13 protein-coding genes and 1 pseudogene are annotated in these 18,107 nt (G+C 43.1%); 5 read left to right on the top strand and 9 right to left on the bottom strand.

What is annotated here, in order from left to right; genetic code table 11:
- Positions 1–139 precede the first annotated feature (139 nt).
- The 3 genes from MSG38_RS15840 to MSG38_RS15830 form a co-directional block, all read right to left on the bottom strand.
- Positions 140–769 (bottom strand): bifunctional 4-hydroxy-2-oxoglutarate aldolase/2-dehydro-3-deoxy-phosphogluconate aldolase, encoded by a 630-nt coding sequence (locus tag MSG38_RS15840; RefSeq protein WP_248402198.1) that lies wholly within the window; start codon positions 767–769, stop codon positions 140–142.
- A gap of 15 nt (positions 770–784) precedes the next feature.
- Positions 785–1,753 carry a sugar kinase gene (locus MSG38_RS15835; protein WP_248402197.1) on the bottom strand — a complete coding sequence of 323 codons (969 nt, stop codon included), beginning with the start codon at positions 1,751–1,753 and terminating at the stop codon, positions 785–787.
- A 113-nt stretch (positions 1,754–1,866) separates the two neighbouring features.
- Positions 1,867–3,300: a PTS transporter subunit EIIC gene (locus MSG38_RS15830; protein WP_017065207.1), complete on the bottom strand. Its 1,434-nt coding sequence runs from the start codon at positions 3,298–3,300 to the stop codon at positions 1,867–1,869.
- Positions 3,301–3,561: 261 nt separating this feature from the next.
- On the opposite strand from MSG38_RS15830, the gene MSG38_RS15825 reads away from it, so the two are divergent.
- Entirely contained in the window at positions 3,562–4,761 is a 1,200-nt protein-coding gene (locus MSG38_RS15825) for an enolase C-terminal domain-like protein (protein WP_004732372.1), read from the top strand.
- Positions 4,762–5,515: 754 nt separating this feature from the next.
- A pseudogene (locus MSG38_RS15820) lies at positions 5,516–6,610 on the top strand (carbohydrate porin).
- Positions 6,611–6,729: 119 nt separating this feature from the next.
- On the opposite strand, the gene MSG38_RS15815 reads toward MSG38_RS15820, so the two are convergent.
- The 4 genes from MSG38_RS15815 to MSG38_RS15800 all read right to left on the bottom strand — a co-directional run bounded on the left by MSG38_RS15815 (position 6,730) and on the right by MSG38_RS15800 (position 13,282).
- Positions 6,730–7,437, bottom strand: coding sequence for a GntR family transcriptional regulator (locus MSG38_RS15815; RefSeq protein ID WP_019819915.1), 708 nt, complete (start codon positions 7,435–7,437; stop codon positions 6,730–6,732).
- Between the two features lie 334 nt (positions 7,438–7,771).
- Positions 7,772–10,462 carry an alpha-glucosidase gene (ygjK, locus tag MSG38_RS15810; protein ID WP_248402196.1) on the bottom strand — a complete coding sequence of 897 codons (2,691 nt, stop codon included), beginning with the start codon at positions 10,460–10,462 and terminating at the stop codon, positions 7,772–7,774.
- A 179-nt stretch (positions 10,463–10,641) separates the two neighbouring features.
- Positions 10,642–11,409 (bottom strand): transcriptional regulator, encoded by a 768-nt coding sequence (locus tag MSG38_RS15805; RefSeq protein ID WP_248402195.1) that lies wholly within the window; start codon positions 11,407–11,409, stop codon positions 10,642–10,644.
- A gap of 628 nt (positions 11,410–12,037) precedes the next feature.
- The gene (locus MSG38_RS15800; protein WP_248402194.1) at positions 12,038–13,282 is read right to left on the bottom strand and encodes a membrane dipeptidase; all 1,245 of its coding nucleotides are present in this window, start codon (positions 13,280–13,282) and stop codon (positions 12,038–12,040) included.
- A 327-nt stretch (positions 13,283–13,609) separates the two neighbouring features.
- Here MSG38_RS15800 and MSG38_RS15795 point away from each other — a divergent pair, with 327 nt between their 5' ends.
- The 3 genes from MSG38_RS15795 (at position 13,610) to MSG38_RS15785 (ending at position 16,279) form a co-directional block, all read left to right on the top strand.
- Positions 13,610–14,563, top strand: coding sequence for a helix-turn-helix domain-containing protein (locus MSG38_RS15795; RefSeq protein ID WP_248402193.1), 954 nt, complete (start codon positions 13,610–13,612; stop codon positions 14,561–14,563).
- 214 nt (positions 14,564–14,777) lie between these two features.
- Positions 14,778–15,401, top strand: a complete 624-nt coding sequence (locus tag MSG38_RS15790; RefSeq protein ID WP_050052608.1) for an HAD family phosphatase — start codon at positions 14,778–14,780, stop codon at positions 15,399–15,401.
- 38 nt (positions 15,402–15,439) lie between these two features.
- On the top strand, positions 15,440–16,279 hold the full coding sequence (locus tag MSG38_RS15785; RefSeq protein WP_086968906.1) for a hypothetical protein: 840 nt from the start codon (positions 15,440–15,442) through the stop codon (positions 16,277–16,279).
- A gap of 71 nt (positions 16,280–16,350) precedes the next feature.
- Here MSG38_RS15785 and MSG38_RS15780 read toward each other — a convergent pair whose 3' ends face one another.
- Together MSG38_RS15780 and add are read right to left on the bottom strand one after the other, a co-directional pair.
- Positions 16,351–16,926, bottom strand: coding sequence for a sugar O-acetyltransferase (locus tag MSG38_RS15780; protein WP_061037853.1), 576 nt, complete (start codon positions 16,924–16,926; stop codon positions 16,351–16,353).
- A gap of 154 nt (positions 16,927–17,080) precedes the next feature.
- The gene (gene add / locus MSG38_RS15775) at positions 17,081–18,079 is read right to left on the bottom strand and encodes an adenosine deaminase (protein ID WP_193840895.1); all 999 of its coding nucleotides are present in this window, start codon (positions 18,077–18,079) and stop codon (positions 17,081–17,083) included.
- Positions 18,080–18,107: the final 28 nt, after the last annotated feature.

Below are 18,107 nucleotides of genomic sequence, written 5' to 3'. Positions count from 1 at the left end.
TACATTTTAGCTCACGGCTATATTTGGACATAAAAAGACCCCCAATAATTGGTGTCCAACTATTGGGGGTCAGTTCAGTTTTGCTGTGGCTTCGTTGCTATGGAATCAAGGGAGTTTGTCCTTTCTAGAACGGTATCGCTTAACGATTCACTTGCTCAACAATCTCGCGTGTTAGGCTTGCGATTTCGTCCCACTCACCGTTTGTAACCAGCTTCTTGTCTACCATCCATGTGCCACCGCAGGCTAATACTTGAGGCACTGCTAAGTAGTTATCGATGTTTGATGGCGTGATACCGCCAGTTGGCATCAGTCTAATGTCGCCGTATGGGCCAACGAGTGATTTAACCATGCTGATCCCGCCAGATGCTTCTGCTGGGAAGAACTTCAAGGTTGTTAAGCCCATCTCTAATGCCGCTTCAACGGTGCTTGGATTGTTCACACCTGGAATAATATCGATGCCGATCTCTTGGCATGCTTTAACTGTGTTCGGATTAAAGCCCGGTGAAACCACAAACGTTGCGCCCGCTTCTTTTGCTGCGAGTGCTTGCTCACGGTTCAAGATGGTGCCCGCGCCGATCAGCATGTCAGGCTGAGCTTCTCGAAGCAGTCGGATAGCTTCAACAGCGGCGTCTGAACGGAACGTAATTTCAGCGGCGGGAAGCCCATTCTCAGCCAATACTTTGCCTAGAGGGATAATATCCTCTGCGTTATCAATGGCGATAACAGGGATAACTTTAAGTGCGTTTAGCTGTTCGTTAATTGTAGGCATGTGTACTTCTTAATATCAGTTTGAAAGAGTGTCGGTGATGGATTTTGGGATGATTGCGCCATGATGTTGAATCACCAATCTGGCTAATGCATTACCTTGGTGGCAGGCTTCTTCAATAGAACCACCAGCGAGATAGCAAGATAAAAAGCCGCCGTTAAAAGAGTCGCCAGCAGAGGTGCTATCCACCACAGTCTCGACAGGCGTCGTTGTGATTTTTACGGGCTCATTTACGGGGCTTTCGCTGATCAAGCAGCCTTCAGCACCAAGCTTGACAACAACGGTTTTGACACCGAGTCCATGCAGCCTCGTTATGGTGTCTTGTGGTGTTTGATCGCTCCACAACAGTTGCTCATCATCAAACGTGACTAGGGCTATATCGGTCGTTTTATAGCCCAATAGATAGCATTCTTTCGTTGCGGCCTCTGAGCTCCACAACTTTGGTCGATAGTTACTATCAAAGGCGATGGTAACGCCACGTTCACGCAGGCCTTCTATGATAGTGAGCAACTTTAGCTGATCGCTGTGTGGCAGTATCGCGAGGGAAATGCCACTCAGAAACACCATATCAACATCACGAAGTTGGTTGGCTATCTTATCGAAATCGGGGTGCTGTACCATGTAGTGAGCCGCCGAATCGTTGCGCCAATATAGGAAGGTGCGCTCACCAACATCGTCGAGTTGAATAAGATAGAGGCCGGGTGAACGTTGCTTGTCAATAAGCACGAACTCGGTTGATAGTCCTTCATCTTGCCATCGGTTAAGCATCTCTTGGCTGATAGCGTCAGAGCCAAGCGCCGAGACATAGCTTGTTCGTATCGCTGGATTCGTAGTGTTATTGCAGCTCATGGGATTGCTAACCGCAGCGCTGCGGTTCAAGTAGATTGCCGCGTTTAATGTGTCTCCACCATAGCTTTGTTGCATGTTGCCAAATGGAGCCCCATTCAGTTCAATCATGCACTCACCGATGATTGCGATGTGGGTCATAATATAGCCTTAGAAAAGAAAGGTTGGGTTTGTTCGTATTGAAGAAAGCATGACCATAACGAGATATGGTCATGCTTTTTCGATTCTAATCTTACGGGAGTGAGACTAGCCGATTACTTGTTGTCTAGTTTTACGAACAACATCGTTAGGACGAAAGACAGTGCAAATACACCCACCACGCCCATCAGTGCTTGAATGAAGTTTTGCGTACCGCCTGCAAGGTAAGCTGGCAAGCTGAATACAGAAGAAAGAATGTAGCTTGTTAAGTGCGTATCGATTGTTACCGAGATAGCACCGAACACACCTGCAGCCAAACTCGCGGTCATCATCGCTTTGGTGTATTTAGTGAGGACACCAAATAGAGCCGGCTCCGTGATGCCTAAGATAGCGGTAACACTTGAGCCCATCGTAATTGAAGATTGCTCTTTAGAAACCGTTTTACGTTGCTTGTGCCAGATAGCCATTGTCGCGCCAGCAATTGCCATGTTACCCAAACACATGATTGGCATAAGTAGATCCTTACCATACAGTGCGAAGTTGTTCAGGCTGATTGGCGTCATGCTGTGGTGGATACCAAATACGATGGTGATCGGGCGAGTTAGACCAAAAACAAAGCCGGTTAACGTCGGAGAGATTTCCAGTAGTGAGCTCATTACCCAACCTGCGCCATTACTTAGCCAGATACCAGCAGGGCCAACAAATGATAGCGTGATGGTCGAAGTTACCGTAAAGGCAAGCAGTGGTGTAAATACAGGCTTCGCAGAAGAAGGAACTAGACGGTCAACTAACGGAGTCACTTTAGACAATAACCAGATCGCTAGAATCGCAGGTACGATAGCGCCGCCGTAGTTGAGCAGCTCAATCGGAACCACGCCAAGGACCGTCAGCTCAGGAGCAGCGCCTGCGTCTTTTAGCATTGTTGCTTTATCAACGAGCAAAGGCGCTAGCATTGCAGAAGAGACAGCAAGCGCAATGTATTCGTTTACTTTGAATACCTTAGCTGCAGAGAAAGAAACCAGCATAGGTAAGAAGAAGAACACAGCAACAGAGATAGAACGGAAGAAGTAAACGGTGTCTGAGGTTTCAGAGATAACATTGGTTGCAATAAGACCAGACAACAGGCCCATCAACATACCCGCGCCAGCGATTGCGGGTACAACCGGACCAAAGATGCCTGCGACAATGCGCATCACGCCTTGGAACAGCTTACCTTTCTCTAGCTCATCAGCCGGAGTTGCGTCAGCTTGTTGAGTGTTTGATAGCGCGTTGAACCACTTTTCTACCTCAACACCGATGATGACTTGAGTTTGGCCCTGTTGAAGTACCACACCTTTCACATCTGCGATCTGCTTGATTGCTTCTTCGTCTACCAGCGACTCGTCGGCTAATTTAAATCTCAGCCTTGTCATACAGTGCGTGATACTCACGATATTGTCTTCACCACCAAGTGCAGTGATTAATAACTGTATATTTTCTTTGAAATTTTTCTTCTTCGATGATGACTTCGAGTTATTAATAACGGCATCACTCTTTTCTACCATTTGCATACTACACCTGTTATTGGAATATATTTAACTCGAGCAATCATAACGACAACCAATTTAAATCCAATGGAGTAAAAAGAGATCTCAATCACACTTAAAAACCGAAAAATTATTTTTTCACCATTTTTGGCCAATTGGTATGTTTTGTTTATCAAAAAAAAATCACTTAACGTACCAATTATTTTTACGCAAAATTAGCGCTTGAAATGTGGTTTTTAAAGCGGTTAGATAATAGGAGTTGACTTAAGTTTAGGTTATTTAATTGTGAAAGAAACTATTATATCTGATATCCATTGTATTATTACTAAACCAGACAGACACAATCTCATTACCGTGGTAGTTGAAACGAATGAAGGCGTGACTGGGTTTGGTTGTGCGACATTCCAACAAAGACCGCTTGCTGTAAAAACAATGGTCGATGAATATTTAAAGCCTATTCTTATTGGTAAAAACGCCAATAATATTGAAGACTTATGGCAAATGATGATGGTCAACGCTTATTGGCGAAATGGCCCTGTTATCAATAATGCAATTTCCGGTGTTGATATGGCACTGTGGGATATCAAAGCCAAATTGGCGGGCATGCCGTTACATCAATTATTTGGTGGTAAGTCTCGTGATGCTATTCCTGTATACACACACGCGACGAGCGACACGATGGAAGGCATTTATGAGCTGGTGGAATCTTTCCTAGACAAAGGCTACAAGCACATTCGTTGTCAGCTTGGTTTCTATGGCGGCGTTCCAACGGATTTGCATACCACTCAAAACCCGACTGAAGGTTCGTACTACGACCAAGATCAGTACATGGACAATACTTTAACGATGTTTAAGTCGCTGAGAGAGAAATATGGTAACCAATTCCATATTCTTCATGATGTTCATGAGCGCCTATTCCCGAACCAAGCGATACAATTTGCCAAAGAAGTCGAGCAATATAAGCCTTACTTCATTGAAGATATTCTGCCGCCAAACCAAACGGAATGGTTGGATAATATTCGTAGCCAAAGCTCAGTTTCATTAGGTTTAGGAGAGCTATTTAATAACCCTGAAGAGTGGAAATCATTGATTGCTAACCGTCGCATTGATTTCATTCGTTGCCATGTTTCACAGATTGGTGGCATTACCCCAGCCCTGAAACTAGGCCATCTATGCCAGAACTTCGGTGTTCGTATTGCATGGCATTGCCCGCCAGATATGACGCCAATTGGTGCAGCGGTAAACACGCATTTGAATGTGCATTTACACAATGCCGCCATTCAAGAACATGTTGAGTACAACGAGAATACGCACAAGGTATTCCCGAACGCTGCAGAGCCAATTAATGGCTACTTATACGCTTCTGAAATCGCAGGTATTGGTGTTGAAATCGACCGAGAGGTTGCAGCCGAGTTCCCTGTTATGTATCGCCCCCACGAGTGGACTCAAAGTCGCCTTCCTGATGGCGCGATTCACACTCCATAACTCATTGAGTTAACCCAAATGGCCGCAGATAGCGGCCATTTTTTTGTCTGAAACTTACTGTTCGTTTTAGCTTCTTTGTCAGTCTTCGTTCTCAATTTGTTGCTGTTGCTTCACTAGTTAATCAATCAGCAAGTAATCAGAATTTTCATATCCAAACTATTAGTATTACCTCTCACATACCTCCAATTAACTGACTTTAAATAGTTCAGTAATAACAGGCTGACTTTAATGGAAAACGTTCCACTATAAGTTCAGAAATTAGTTTACCTACTTTCAAAGTTTGTCTTTTCGATATGGACTAATTTTATTTAAATGGCTCATAAAAAGTAATGATGTACATTAATTATCACTGTTAATATTTTAAATACTGCTTCATTAACCTTTGGTTAATTTAAATCCCAATAAAAAATATGATGGTTATTAAAACAGTTTAATATAATCTAAATTAAGTGGTTTAGCGTATTGCTATAAAACCACCCAAGTTTTGACTGTTATTTAACCTGTATTGTGCAATAGAGATTATTTTAGTTTTTAATTTTACGATTTATATTTAAAGTATTGAATTTAAAGGATGTTTTTATAAATATAAAACAGTGATTTAGGTCTGCAATTCCAGGTGGATAATATTGTGAGTGAGGAGTTAATTAGTAAATATACGCCCTAGAAATCGAGTCGAATACTGTCCATATATTTCAACTTGAAGTTCAAAAAGTTGCTATGCAACTAATAACAATAAAATAATATTAGGGTTTATATGAAAAGCACATTCAAGCTGTCTTTAGCTACTGTTTTAGTTTCTTCTGCAATGGGAGCTCATGCAGGCATTGCCATTGTTGATACAGAAGAAGGTAACTTCTCTGTCGGTGGTAACGTGGAGCTGAACTTCAACTACCAAGATAGAGAATCGAATGATAACGGTGACGCAGAGTTCAACCAAGATGGTCGAGTTCTGATTGAGTTCGCTGGTGAAAAGTACACCAGTAATGGTCACTATGTTGGGGTTAAAGCGCAGCCTCTATTTGAAAGCACAGGCAATGTCGCACTCGATGACGCCTACTTTGAGTTCGGCAAAAAAGACGGGTGGGCGATTAAAGCGGGTCGTTTTGAAGCCTACGATATGTTCCCTGTCGGCCTCGATGTTTTCCTAGAGTATTCAGGTGATACCTCAAATGAACTTTATACGGGTGGCAGCGCTTATGTGTATCAGATGAAAGAAGCTCGCGGTCGTGGTTCTGATGGTCAGTTGATGTATAGCCAAAGTTTTGGGGATCTGTATGTCGAGGTTGGTACGATGATCGGTGACCGCTCTGACTTGTTCTCTGATAGCTACCATGGTGTGGAAGTAGACCACGATAACGCCAAAGATGCCTTCCTTATTCGCCCGGTTGTGTCATATAAAATGGGTGACTTTACTGTTGCAGCCTCAATGGAAACTAACTTAGTCAGCGATGCTGTTGTCGATACCTAGGGTAAAGATATCTCTGACCGAACTGGCTACGGTCTAACAGGTAATTGGTCTAATGATTCTTGGAGCGTTAACGCTAACTTTGCTTACTTAGATGCTGTCGATGAAACTAATGCAACCGCGGGTTTGAACGCGCTTTATAACAACTTCGGTATCGGTTACATCTACGGTGCGAACGAATATGATTCCACATGGGCAAAAGGCGATGTGACGGTTAACACGGGTTACGCATCTTATGAGTTCCAGAATGTACTTGAAGTACAAGACTTCTCTGTGCTTCTTGGTACTTACTACACGACGGTCGACAACGAAACGACCAATACGTCTGCGTTCTCTGAAGATGATGATTTTGGTGCTCGCGTACGTTTGTACTACGAATTCTAATATCAGTTGATTCAATTCTACTGACAACCCGCCACTGTGCGGGTTGTTTTTTTTGAGGGATACGGAAACTAGAGAAATTAAACGTGGGAAGACAAAGTGGCTCAATACAAATCAAACCGTTACTTTTTGTCTCGGAAGCTCATGCTCTCACTGTTAAAAGGCGTGTGGTAGGTGCATTGGTAGTTGATGTCGATGATATCGCTGACGATGAACAGCTCCCCCGATGCTAAGAAACCTCGGTTGGTGATATTCATCGCCGCCGCATTTTTTTTGCAGCCGAGCAACTCTGCATCTTCTTTAGAAACGTTGATCGCTTGATACGTCGTTAAGTAGCTATCGATCTGAAGGCCTTTCGCTAGCGCATGTTTCTGGATTGAGCTTTCAATGATCTCGGCATTCATCTCTGGGAAAATACTAACAGGGATCTTGGCTTCTTCTATCTGAACTACTTTGTTGTTAATCAATCGAAGCCGTCTAATTTTCCAGATGTAGTCATTGTCGTCTAAAGAAAAAATCTGCTGTTCGTGGTTATCGGGTAGCGCTTTATTCAACTGGAGCTTTTTATAAGAGATCTCTTCAAAACTGTTTTCAGTAATGGAGTTGTACACCAGTGGTGTACCAATGAGAGAAGTGTTGACGAAGTAACCAGACCCCACCTTAGATTTCACCATGCCAATAGCCTCTAGCTTGGCTAGTGCTTTACGAATCGTGAAACGAGATAATCCATATATTTCAGACAGTTCTCGTTCTGCAGGAAGCTTATGGCTGATACTGTTTTGGCAAATTTTGCTCACAATATCTTGAACAACTAATTCATATTTTTTCATTCTAAAAACTTAAAAAAGCACTCATGGTGATTAAATTATAGTTAACTAAATCAGATACTCAGCGCATTCCGAACTAGTCGATAATTCTAACATAGAAGGCCAATTAGATGATGGGAAATAGGGTGTTTTGAAGGGCAAGTTCGAGCATTACTTCTGGGTGTGTGACTTTATTCTCTTTCTTGGTTAGATAAGCGTGAAGGCGAACTTACGTGTAAGCAGATATAAAAAAGCCACAGCATTTACTGTGACTTTTGAATCTAACTTGAAGAGGGTTAAGCAGTTGCAGATGCTAGGGGGATCATCTACAACGCCTAATATCTAATGAGTGTGGCTTCTATTTACCCACGAAGCCGTTGTACAACATGTAAAGGTGCGCTGCACTCCAAGAGAAGTTATTCGCGCCCTGAACCTCACCTGTTTCTGGGTTGTAGTTTTCCTGAATCGGGGTAGCCTCTGTTAGGCCTTGCGCATTTTGGAATAGCTTGTCGACCATTTGACGCGCTTCTACACCGTATCCATAGTTGTCCATACCGCGCACACCAAAGTAGAACTGATCTAGCCACACGCGACCACGCCAGTAAATATCTGGGCCGTAAGCTGGGTTGTCCATTGATGCCGTACCTAGCGGAATCTTAGGTGAGTTAAACTTGTTGGTATTTAGCATGTTCTCCACAACTTTGTCTGCGTGTTCTTGCGTCGCTGCGTTGTTGAATAGTGGTGACCAACCTTCAGGTCCCATACCGCGCTTCACCAATACCGGACCTGCACATTGGTTAGGGAGTCCATTGGGTACCACTTCGATATCGTAGTAGAAGCCTGTTGACTCATCGTACATACAACGGTTGATGTACTCTTTGGTGTCGGCCGCCTTTTCTGCAAACTCAGCGGCTTTGTCGGCTTTACCCAATACGTCGGCGATTTGAGATAGGTATAGGTTGTCTGAGTACCAGTAAGACGCTTGATCTACCGACTCTTGCATCAATGAGTAACCAGATAAGCTGTCTGAATCATCCGTGTTCTCGTTGAACTTCACTTCCCAATCTTTCTTCGCCTGAGCCAGCTTGTTCATGTTCTCAACTGAATCATCGAGGTAAGTCACCATTGAACCGTCTGTGCCCATAGCGATGTCATACGTATTGTCGAAACCATTAGTGTCATGAGCGTAACGACCCATTTGGTCTATCACTTCGGCTTTTTCTTGAGTCGGTTGTTCAGTTAATCCTTGTAGGTTGTCGATAGTGTCGATAAAACCGAACACGCCCGCGTTGTCACGACCCGATTCCCAACCGGCTGCGACTTTCGCTGGGATACTCATTGCTGTGTAATCACCAGAAGTCAGTAATTCATTGTACTTCTCGATACTCGTTTCTTTGATCCACGTATCGCCATTCGCTTCGTCTTTATATTGGAACTTCATGTCGTCTACAGACGCATCTGGTCCCCAAGAACCGTTATTCACATCATCTTCGAAAACGGTATGGATTGGATCTTTCGCTGCGCCATATTCCGGAATTCCGTTCTTGTTGGTATCACGAGCGCGTAACCACCAATCGTGGAACGCCACTAGCTTCGGATACATTTCTTCCAGCCATCTTTGCGCTTCTTCTGGACGATTATGTTCGTCTTTCAGAGCGGTATACACCTCCCATACCGCCCATGCTGCTAGTGATGGTTTGGTATTTCGTTCATTCCAGTTCAGGCCATCGGTTGCTTGAGGGAAGACTTTTTTGTATTCCGCAGACATGCCTTCCCAACGTTCTGCTGGTAGGTTGTAAGTCACGACATCAAGTAGGTAGCCTTCATCCCAAGGGCGGACTGGATCATCAGACTGCACTTGGTATTGGAATACAGTACGAATGTTTTCCATCGCTACATCTGGGTTGAAGTGTGACATTGCGTAAGCTTGTTTCCACGTATCCCACGGCCACGTCATGTTGCCCGAGAAGTAAGGTGCCGTAACGGAAGGGGTTACCGTGTCATGGTCAATCGCCCCCGCAGCACCACGCCAGTTCGCGTTCAATGTTTCCATTGCTTTTACTGCAACGAACTCATGCTCTTTTGAAGCCGCATCGTTGGTGAGACCGTTTTCTAGGTATTCTTCCCAACGCATTGCTGAATCGTGCATGTAACCTTTTGGATCGGCCATCACCTTATTCAGTTTTGCAAACTCAGACACTTGCTCTTTGGTGTTTTGAACGTGAGTGTAAGCCGTGTATAAGGTGATCTCTTCGCCATCACCTAGAGAGGCCGTTTGCACGAAACCTTTCTTGTCATCATTGATGGTAGAAGTTTCTGGTTTGATAGAGCGCGTTACTTCGAATTTTGAATCGCCAGACGTCAACAATGACCAGGAATCACGAACTGCGCCAAAAGAGACTTCTACACCGCTGTCTGTTGCTGCAATTTCACGAGAGTACGTTGGGTAAGCTTCTTCAACACTACGGACTGTGCTGTCTTCATTCTTGTATGCCGTGCCATCGTCTGCACGATAGTTTTGCATCAATTCACCATCCCATTCGCCTTGAATATCCAGCTTATTTGGGTTCTTGATGGTGGTTTTCACAAGAGAAGTTCGATTAGTCACAAAACGCATTTCTAGCTCGGCTTGAATACCGTTATCGCCAGTATACGTTTGGATCAACGCACCTGGTTGTGAGTATGCTTTTGTCAGTTCTAGCGGCATTGGCTGGCCGTCGACAGTTAGGGCCAAACGGTCAAAACGTGCGGCCATGAATGACACGTATTCTTCGGTCAGCAGTGCTGTACCACCTAGAGTTATTTCACCCCCTTTGGTGTCTAGCGTATGACCATGCCATGAGCCGTTATCGAACATCGGAATGTAGCGCAGGTGACCGCCGTGCAAATCACGTAATGCCACTGGTACCCCAGCACGATCGATGGTGTTGTGGAATTCGGTCGCTTTAAGTGGAGCATCCACATTCGAGCTATTATCGCTACTGTTGCATCCGCTTAGTGTTAGAGCAACCCCGACAGCAATCGCACATAAAGACGTTTTAAACTGCATGTTATATCCTTCATTTATTGGTTTTTGAATCTGATCAGGCGAAAAAAGGTCGAGACATGCCCTGCCGAGTTTCGTGAAGAAGATTCAGCCTTATTTATTTCACTTATTGGTATGAGAAAAGATCGCTTATTTGCGTCTTTTCTTTATTTATTAAACTTGCTTAAATAACAAGTAATTAATTATTGTTCGTTTGCCATCGATATGGCTTTTAATAATTCACCATCAATATTTGGAATCGTATCAGAAAGAAATACCTGATTGCCTGGTGTATAGGTCATCAACACATTCCTGAGTCGTTCTCTACCTTCACTGTTCTTGTTTTGCACATCAAACTCAATCAGTTTGTTGTATACTTCGTTCGCCAGTTTCTCTTCTTGTTCTTCAGTAATGGCAATGCTTCCCATACAGATAGGGGGACGTACATCATGGCTGAAAACTTCATTTCGAAAACGTTTAGCGAATAAAGTATCAAGCTTAGAACCTTCTTCAAAAATAAAACGACCTTGATCTTTGAATCGGTATTGGTCATTACCTTTCAATTCAACATAATCCATCATTTCTAATGCACGAAAATATATGGCGACTGACGTATGGCTCAGTTGGTATTTATTGGCAATATCTTGTGGTGACCATTCCTTGCGTCGTAATAGATACAGGAAATCAAACAAATATGGATATTGGTTAAATATTTCACTGTTGATGTCGGTAATAAACTGCTCGTTCTCTTGCTGTAGCTGTTTACCGCGCATAGATAGTTCGACCAAGTCAGTATCTAAATGGGTGGCATACGAAAGTATTTTATCCAGCCCTAAAGACGTATTGTGCAGTTGCCTTTTAATGGTTGAGAGAGGAATTGCCATCCCAGCAGAGAGGTCGGAATAACAAATCCCTTTCTCTTTGATTTTTTCTCGTAAAGCAGCAAGTAAATACGTTGCAGAATTATTCATCTAACAATGCCTGTTTTATTTTCTTCAGCATCCCTGATAATAAATTCAAGAGGTCCTACTCTTGTGACTCTGGTTCCAAATATTTACAACATTTGCTATGAGTTAGATAATTTCCAAAACTGAGATCTTTACTTGTTGTTATCTGTACAACTTGTACTCAATGCTTTTAGTGTTTATCTATTTTTAGTACGCGATGAGTATAATTGTTTTGAGGCATAAAATTAAGTTCACGGTGGTTTTTAGTAAAAATTTTCTTTCGAGAGGTTAATTTATTAGGTGGGAAGTATCAAAAAGTTGTACTCAGGAATTTTGTCTAGTTTGATATCACAAATTATTCGAGAGTGACTGGTATTTCATTGAAGTGGTGACCAGTAAAAGTCTTGTTATAAGGAATAATCAGGTTAGTTAACTGACTGGTGTGATTCTTGAAGCATAATCATATTATATAATTATTTTCCAAGTTTTTATGTATTTATTCCATTTATTATTAGACCTGAAAACTATTTGGTGCTTCATTATTCTCTTTCTTGGTTGGATAAGCGTGAAGGCGAGGTTACCTGCAAGTAGATAATAAAAAAGCACGCCCAATAGGACGTGCTTCGAGTGTTTGAGCTTTGTTGGTTGCGAGCTACATAGCTAAGTTTTCATTTCTTAATTTGGTGAGCACTTTTAGACGCTTTGTATACTCTTTTTGGAACTCGTCAGGGTCAGCGCCCTCAGATACTTGAGCGTACACTCGCATCTTGTTACCACCGTAGATCTTAGCAAGATCATCGTTGCTGTAACCGCGTTTCCACAGTTCATCAGTGATCGCGGCTAGGATCTTCGACAGTTCACCATTACCGGTAGCGCCTTTGTTGAACGCCTCAATCATGTAGCCGCCGTCGTCGTACATTTTCGCGTTCTTGGTTGCGAAATCCACAACCATTGCGGTAGAGAACATATCATCAGTTGCGATACCTACGTGGTCAACGCCTACCAATTTTACGTAGTAGTCGATCATATCTGCAGCTTGCACTGGAGAAATATCTTCAGGCCAAACGCCGTCCATCATCCATTCCGTAAAGGTTGGGGCAACGTAGCCACCTGATTTAGCCGCGCGTATCGCTTCATCGTCAGGAATAGCACGGTAGCAACCTTGTGGCGTTGCATCTGGCTCACTCTTATAAAGTCCAGCAGGCACTGAGTGCGTGTAAACAAATGGGGTTCCAGGATACTTTTCTTCCATGTAATCCATTGCGTCATTTGCTGTCTTTGAGCCTGTGTGACTTAGGTCGAGAATGACCTGATACTCGACCATCGAATCAATAACAGACTCGCCCCAAGGGGTTAGACCAATATCTCTACCGTTAAATGCAGCTAACTGACCTGAACCTGTTCTGAAAATGTCGTTATACGCCAAGATCATGCTTTTTAAGCCCATGTCTTTTAGAATCGCCATTTTGGTCACATCTTCTTCCAAAATCGTTGCAGTTTGGCTGTTCCAAAGTACGGCGGTTTTGCCTTCGGTGTGCGCTTTCTCAATGTCATTATTGGAATGCGCGATGATGAAATTGTCAGGTTGTTTTGCCATCGCAGAGCGGTGTTTATGATGATGAAACAAGAAGTCATCAAAGTTGTGATCAGCAGCGGTAATGGTGTATTCATGCCCTGTGATACCTGCATCACGAGCATCTTGGAAGTAATCCAACAGTTGTTGCTCATCTTGCCACCCTGCACCATAAGGGCTCGCGAGCATACCAATGACAATGGTGTCTTGAACAAATGTTTTAGCCTTATCTGATGCAGGCCAGGTCTTACTCTCAACACTTGCCTGTGCAACACCAACACTCATTGCAATGCTTGCTGCTACTAACGTTATCTTTTTAAACATGAAAACCTCTCAATTTTTGGCTTAAGTCCATTTATATTTATGCCTAGATTTAATAGTAGACCCTGACGGTATCGTTGAGTTATTTAAAATTGATAACCCTGTCATACTTTGTAATCAAAGCGTTACGTCCTGAATTGTGATTTCGCCTTAATGCTAAAAACTTAAAGCACCTCTTGTTAACTTGAGGTAATAGTAGCTAAGCTAGAAAAGTAAAATGTGCATTTTGTGCCACTGAACTTAGACTGTATTGATGCAGAAATTGATGCTGATATTGGGTTGAGTTGTGGATTTGACCTTTTTTGAACAAGACAAAGGAATCGTGAACTGATGCTTGAATTACCATTGATTGCGAAGTGTGTTGTGAGTAATTTCCAGCAGTACGTCCGAGAAGATAAGTCATTAGCTCCATATCACGCCGCGATAGAAGCGCTCGTAGTTCAAGTGAGCATGCCATTCTCAATGGATACTTCACCTGCTCAATATGTTTCGTTTAATGTTTTTATTCAGTTCTTAGAGGGTTTGAGGAAGGTATTACCATCTGAGGTGTTTGTTTCTTCGTTATTAGGCAGTGCTCAACGTGCCGCTATCGAACTCGATTTTTCTAACTATTCAGCTCAAGGTTTTCTTTCCCTTTTTCCGTTTGAACAATGGTCCGTCGAATCCTCTTCACAGTCATTAAAGCTTTCATTTCTAGTATCTAATAGCTCGCTCAATGGTATTGAAGCCGAGCTGTTTTTGATCGTTTATAGCCACGCTTATTTTAAATCTCAACAGACTGATATTGATAAGCCGATTCGCTACGACTTAGTTTCAGTGTCGGCGAGTGCGTTAAGTGAGTTGAGAATACAAACGGAAACGCCACAGTACTTAGGTCAAACTGAGACGTGCATTTCGTATAACCCCATTGTTCGAGATTGCTCAATCAAAGCGGTATCAACGGTTACTACTTCTACCTTCAAGGTGGCACAAGCATTACTTCCTTATATCGGTCGAGTCGATGTAGATTTGGTGATGTTTGGTCAGATAAACCGGATTGGTAAGCGTACAATCCAAAGGGCACTTAGTGAAGAGGGGACGACCTTTCGAACCATTAAAGAGACCCTTTCTTTTGAATTCGCCAAGCGCGTTATGACTGAGCAAGATTATTCGATCTCAGATATTGCACTTCACTTGGGATACGCAGATGCCTCACAATTTATAAGAGCGTTTAAGCGATCGAACGGAATAACACCACTTCAATGGAAAAAGAACAATAAAGGTATAGGCGTATTGCGCTTCTAAAGCACCAACCATATTCTCTTCAGAAGCTGATTTGTGTTAGTTATTTCTTAGTTTATTGATATTGAGAAGGCCGTCGTAATGATGGCCTTTTTTGTACTCTATTGATTGTATATTCTACCCAAGGCTTTTAATTTATAAACGTTCGCTATGAATCTTGATGTGCGGCGCTTTGTGTCGATTTTTCATCAATGACATGGTGATAATGGGAGTGTGTATGAGTTCTAATGAAATCAAAAATGTGGTGTTTGATGTAGGCAATGTCATTGTGCGTTGGGCACCTCTGGAAATTGCCCGGCTTACTTTTGGTGATACTGAAGAATTGGAGTCTCGAGCTCGTTCTATTTTTCAAAGTACGATTTGGATGGATTTGAACAAAGGGTTCTTGACCGAAAGTGAGGCCAAGCTTCGTTATCAACAAGAGCTCGACTTATCCCCGTTAGAGTGCGATCGCCTGTTTTATTACGTTAAGCAAACGCAAATCTTACTGCACGGTTCTGTTGAACTTATCGAGCGAGTAAAGCGATCGGGTTATGGTGTGTATGCGCTTACCGACAATGTGGTCGAGATTGTTGAATACTTAAAAAATACTTATCAATTTTGGGCATTGTTTGATGGTGCGGCAGTATCTGCTGAACTTGGTATGCTTAAGCCACAACCTGAAATCTACCAAGCGCTGTTATCGAATTATGGACTTAAGGCTTCAGAAACCGTCTTCCTCGATGATATGCCTTATAACGTTGAAGGAGCGAAAGCGGTAGGTATGTCTGCTATCCAGTTTACCGATGCCGTTCAGTGTGAAAATAGCTTGCAGGCTCTCGGCGTTAATTTAATAGACTGACGCCTCGGCGGGTAAGTTCAAATTTGAGGATGTCGAAAATGAAAAGATACCCATCTAAGTCTATCGTTGCATTCTTGTTTTTGACTACGTCGGTGCTGGTTTTAGTGGTGGCTGTCGTGCTTCAGTTCCGTGGTGAGCAAGTATGTGATGGTTGCTATGAATCAGATAAGGGGCAGTTCAAGTATGTTCTTTACGATGGAACGTCGCCCTCCGTTATCCCAAGCATTCATAATACCTTATTGATTAACCGCACTCCCTTAATGAATACGTTCGAGCTTGGTTCTATGCCGCCAGTCACCGTTAGGGTGTGGCGAAACCAAAAGGCCTATTTAGACGAGCAAGAAAGAAGCATCGGATATCGATATGCGTTCTCGACGGGGTATATCGAACCTAAGAGTAATGAGATTAGGTTGCTCTATTTTGGTGGTGAAATTCATAAAACCGCTCTACATGAGTTTGTACATTTGCTGACTCTGCAAGTGAATCCGAATTTTGCAAACAATCCAAGATGGCTGTGGGAAGCGATCGCTATCTATAAGTCTGAAGATTATTGGTTCCACATGAGTAACAGACATGCCATCAGTCGCCGTTTCGATGGTCTGGCTCAGGACTTATACAACAAGCCGAACAGTAGCTCGGCGGTTTATGAACTTGGCTATACGGTCGGTGAGTTTATTGAACGTTCATGGGGAGAAGAGGCGTTTGTTGATCTCATTAAGAGCAATGGGGATCCCTCACAGCTTACCGACCAGCCAATAGCATCGCTGTTTTATGATTGGGAAAAATTCGTCAAAACTACGTATTTGAGTGGCCCGAAAAGTGAGTATGAAAAAGCCATGGAACGAAGTCCATTCGATAGAAGAGACACGGTAAACTAATCAAAAAAGAGGTGATGTTTAATTAAAAATATCACCTCTTTTGGTATTCATTTGGGTTTGTTGCTTCGTGTTTATTCGTTGTCGTTACTTGGTTGCTCAGTGTTCAAGTATCGAATCAACTTCGCCGGTGTGCCACCGTATAGACAGTCTGGCGGTACGTCGCTGTTGACCACAGAGTTAGCCGCGATAACAGAGCGAGCACCAATAGTCACATCTTGGTTGATGACTGTGTTTCCGCCAATCCATACATCGTCTTCAACGATAATTGGAAAGCAGAAGGTTTCCCATTTACGACGACTACGGTGATCCAGAGAGTGAGAAGCCGTATAAAACTGAACGCTTGGCCCCACCAAAACATTGTTACCAATCTTGATGTTCGCGCCATCAAGCATTACCACGTTCATATTGATGAAGGTATCGTCACCAATCTCGATGGTTTTACCAAACTCACAATGGAAAGGAGGACGCACAACACTGCTGCCTATTTTGCCAAATAGATTTGCTTGAAGGCTCGGTTGTTGAGTGTCGTCGGAACATTGATTGAAATCTGTCAGAGCTTTACTTGCATGAGTGCGCATTTGGTCAATTTCATGATCGGCACCGTCAAAAACTTCGCCAGACAGCATTTTTTCGAGTTCTGTTTTCATTATTTATATCTTCCGAATCAATATCGGTATTAGCATACGGATATACAGACATAAAAAAAGAGAAAAGCCTCAGCCTTTCTCTTCCTATTTTTTTGCCCTTGAGCACCAATGCCAAGTGAGACTAGCAATTCAGCAATAGGCACGCTTTACCAAATTAGATTTGCTCAACGAAACCCATTAGGTGCTGTTTCACTTCATCTGAAGCAAACGCGCTCTCTACAGAGTACTTGTAGATTTCAGCGTAATCTACTTTTGTCAGACCGAATGTTTCACACACACGCTTCACTTCGTTAGTCATGGTTGTGTTCGACACTGTGCGGTTGTCTGTGTTGATGGTTACAACGATGCCGTCTTTCTTGAATTCAGCAATTGGGTGGTCGCTGAATTGGTGAATACATTTAGTTTGAACGTTACTTGTTGGGCAAGTCTCAAGTGCAACCTGCTTCTCTTTAACGATGTTGTACGCATCTTCGTTGCCTTGGATGTGAACACCGTGGCCGATACGCTCAGCGTCTAGCATAGTGACTGCATCGTAAACGTTTTGACCATGCCATTGCTCACCAGCGTGAACCGTAACACGGTAGCCTTGTTCGATAGCGTATTGCGTGTACTCAGGGAATTCAGCGCAGAAGCCCGGTTTTTCACCGCCAGCGATATCAAATGCAACCACGCCTTTACCTAGGTAAGGTTGGCCAGCATCGATCACGTCTTTGATCGAATCTTTCGGGAACATACGCAGTACAGACATGATGTAGTTGCCCTTGATGTCGTATTTCTCTTCTGCACGCTTCATGCCTTTAACCGCACTTGCGATGATCGCATCAAGAGACAAGCCCTTGTTTACGTGAAGAATCGGTGCAAAACGAACTTCTAGGTATTTAACGTTCTCTAGTGCTGCGTCTTCGTAAAGCTCAAAAGAGATACGCTCAATCGCTTCTTCCGTTTGCATCACTTGCAGTGGCAGGCTAAAGCAAGCTAGGTACTCATCAAGGTTTTTGCAATCTTCAGGCACTGTTAGAGACTTTACTACCGCTTCACGGTCTTCTGGAAGTTCGATTCCGTACTGTTTCGCCAGATCAATAATAGTGTCTGGACGAACGCTTCCGTCTAGGTGGCAGTGCAGATCAATCTTAGGGAGTGCTAGAAAGTTCATGAGTATTCCTTAGGTTTATTATTTTTTT

The organism is Vibrio sp. 1CM24A, assembly GCF_023161725.1.
Lineage (GTDB): Bacteria > Pseudomonadota > Gammaproteobacteria > Enterobacterales > Vibrionaceae > Vibrio > Vibrio coralliirubri.
The sequence above is the reverse complement of the archived record's forward strand: the minus strand, read 5'-3'. Positions and strand labels throughout refer to the sequence as shown.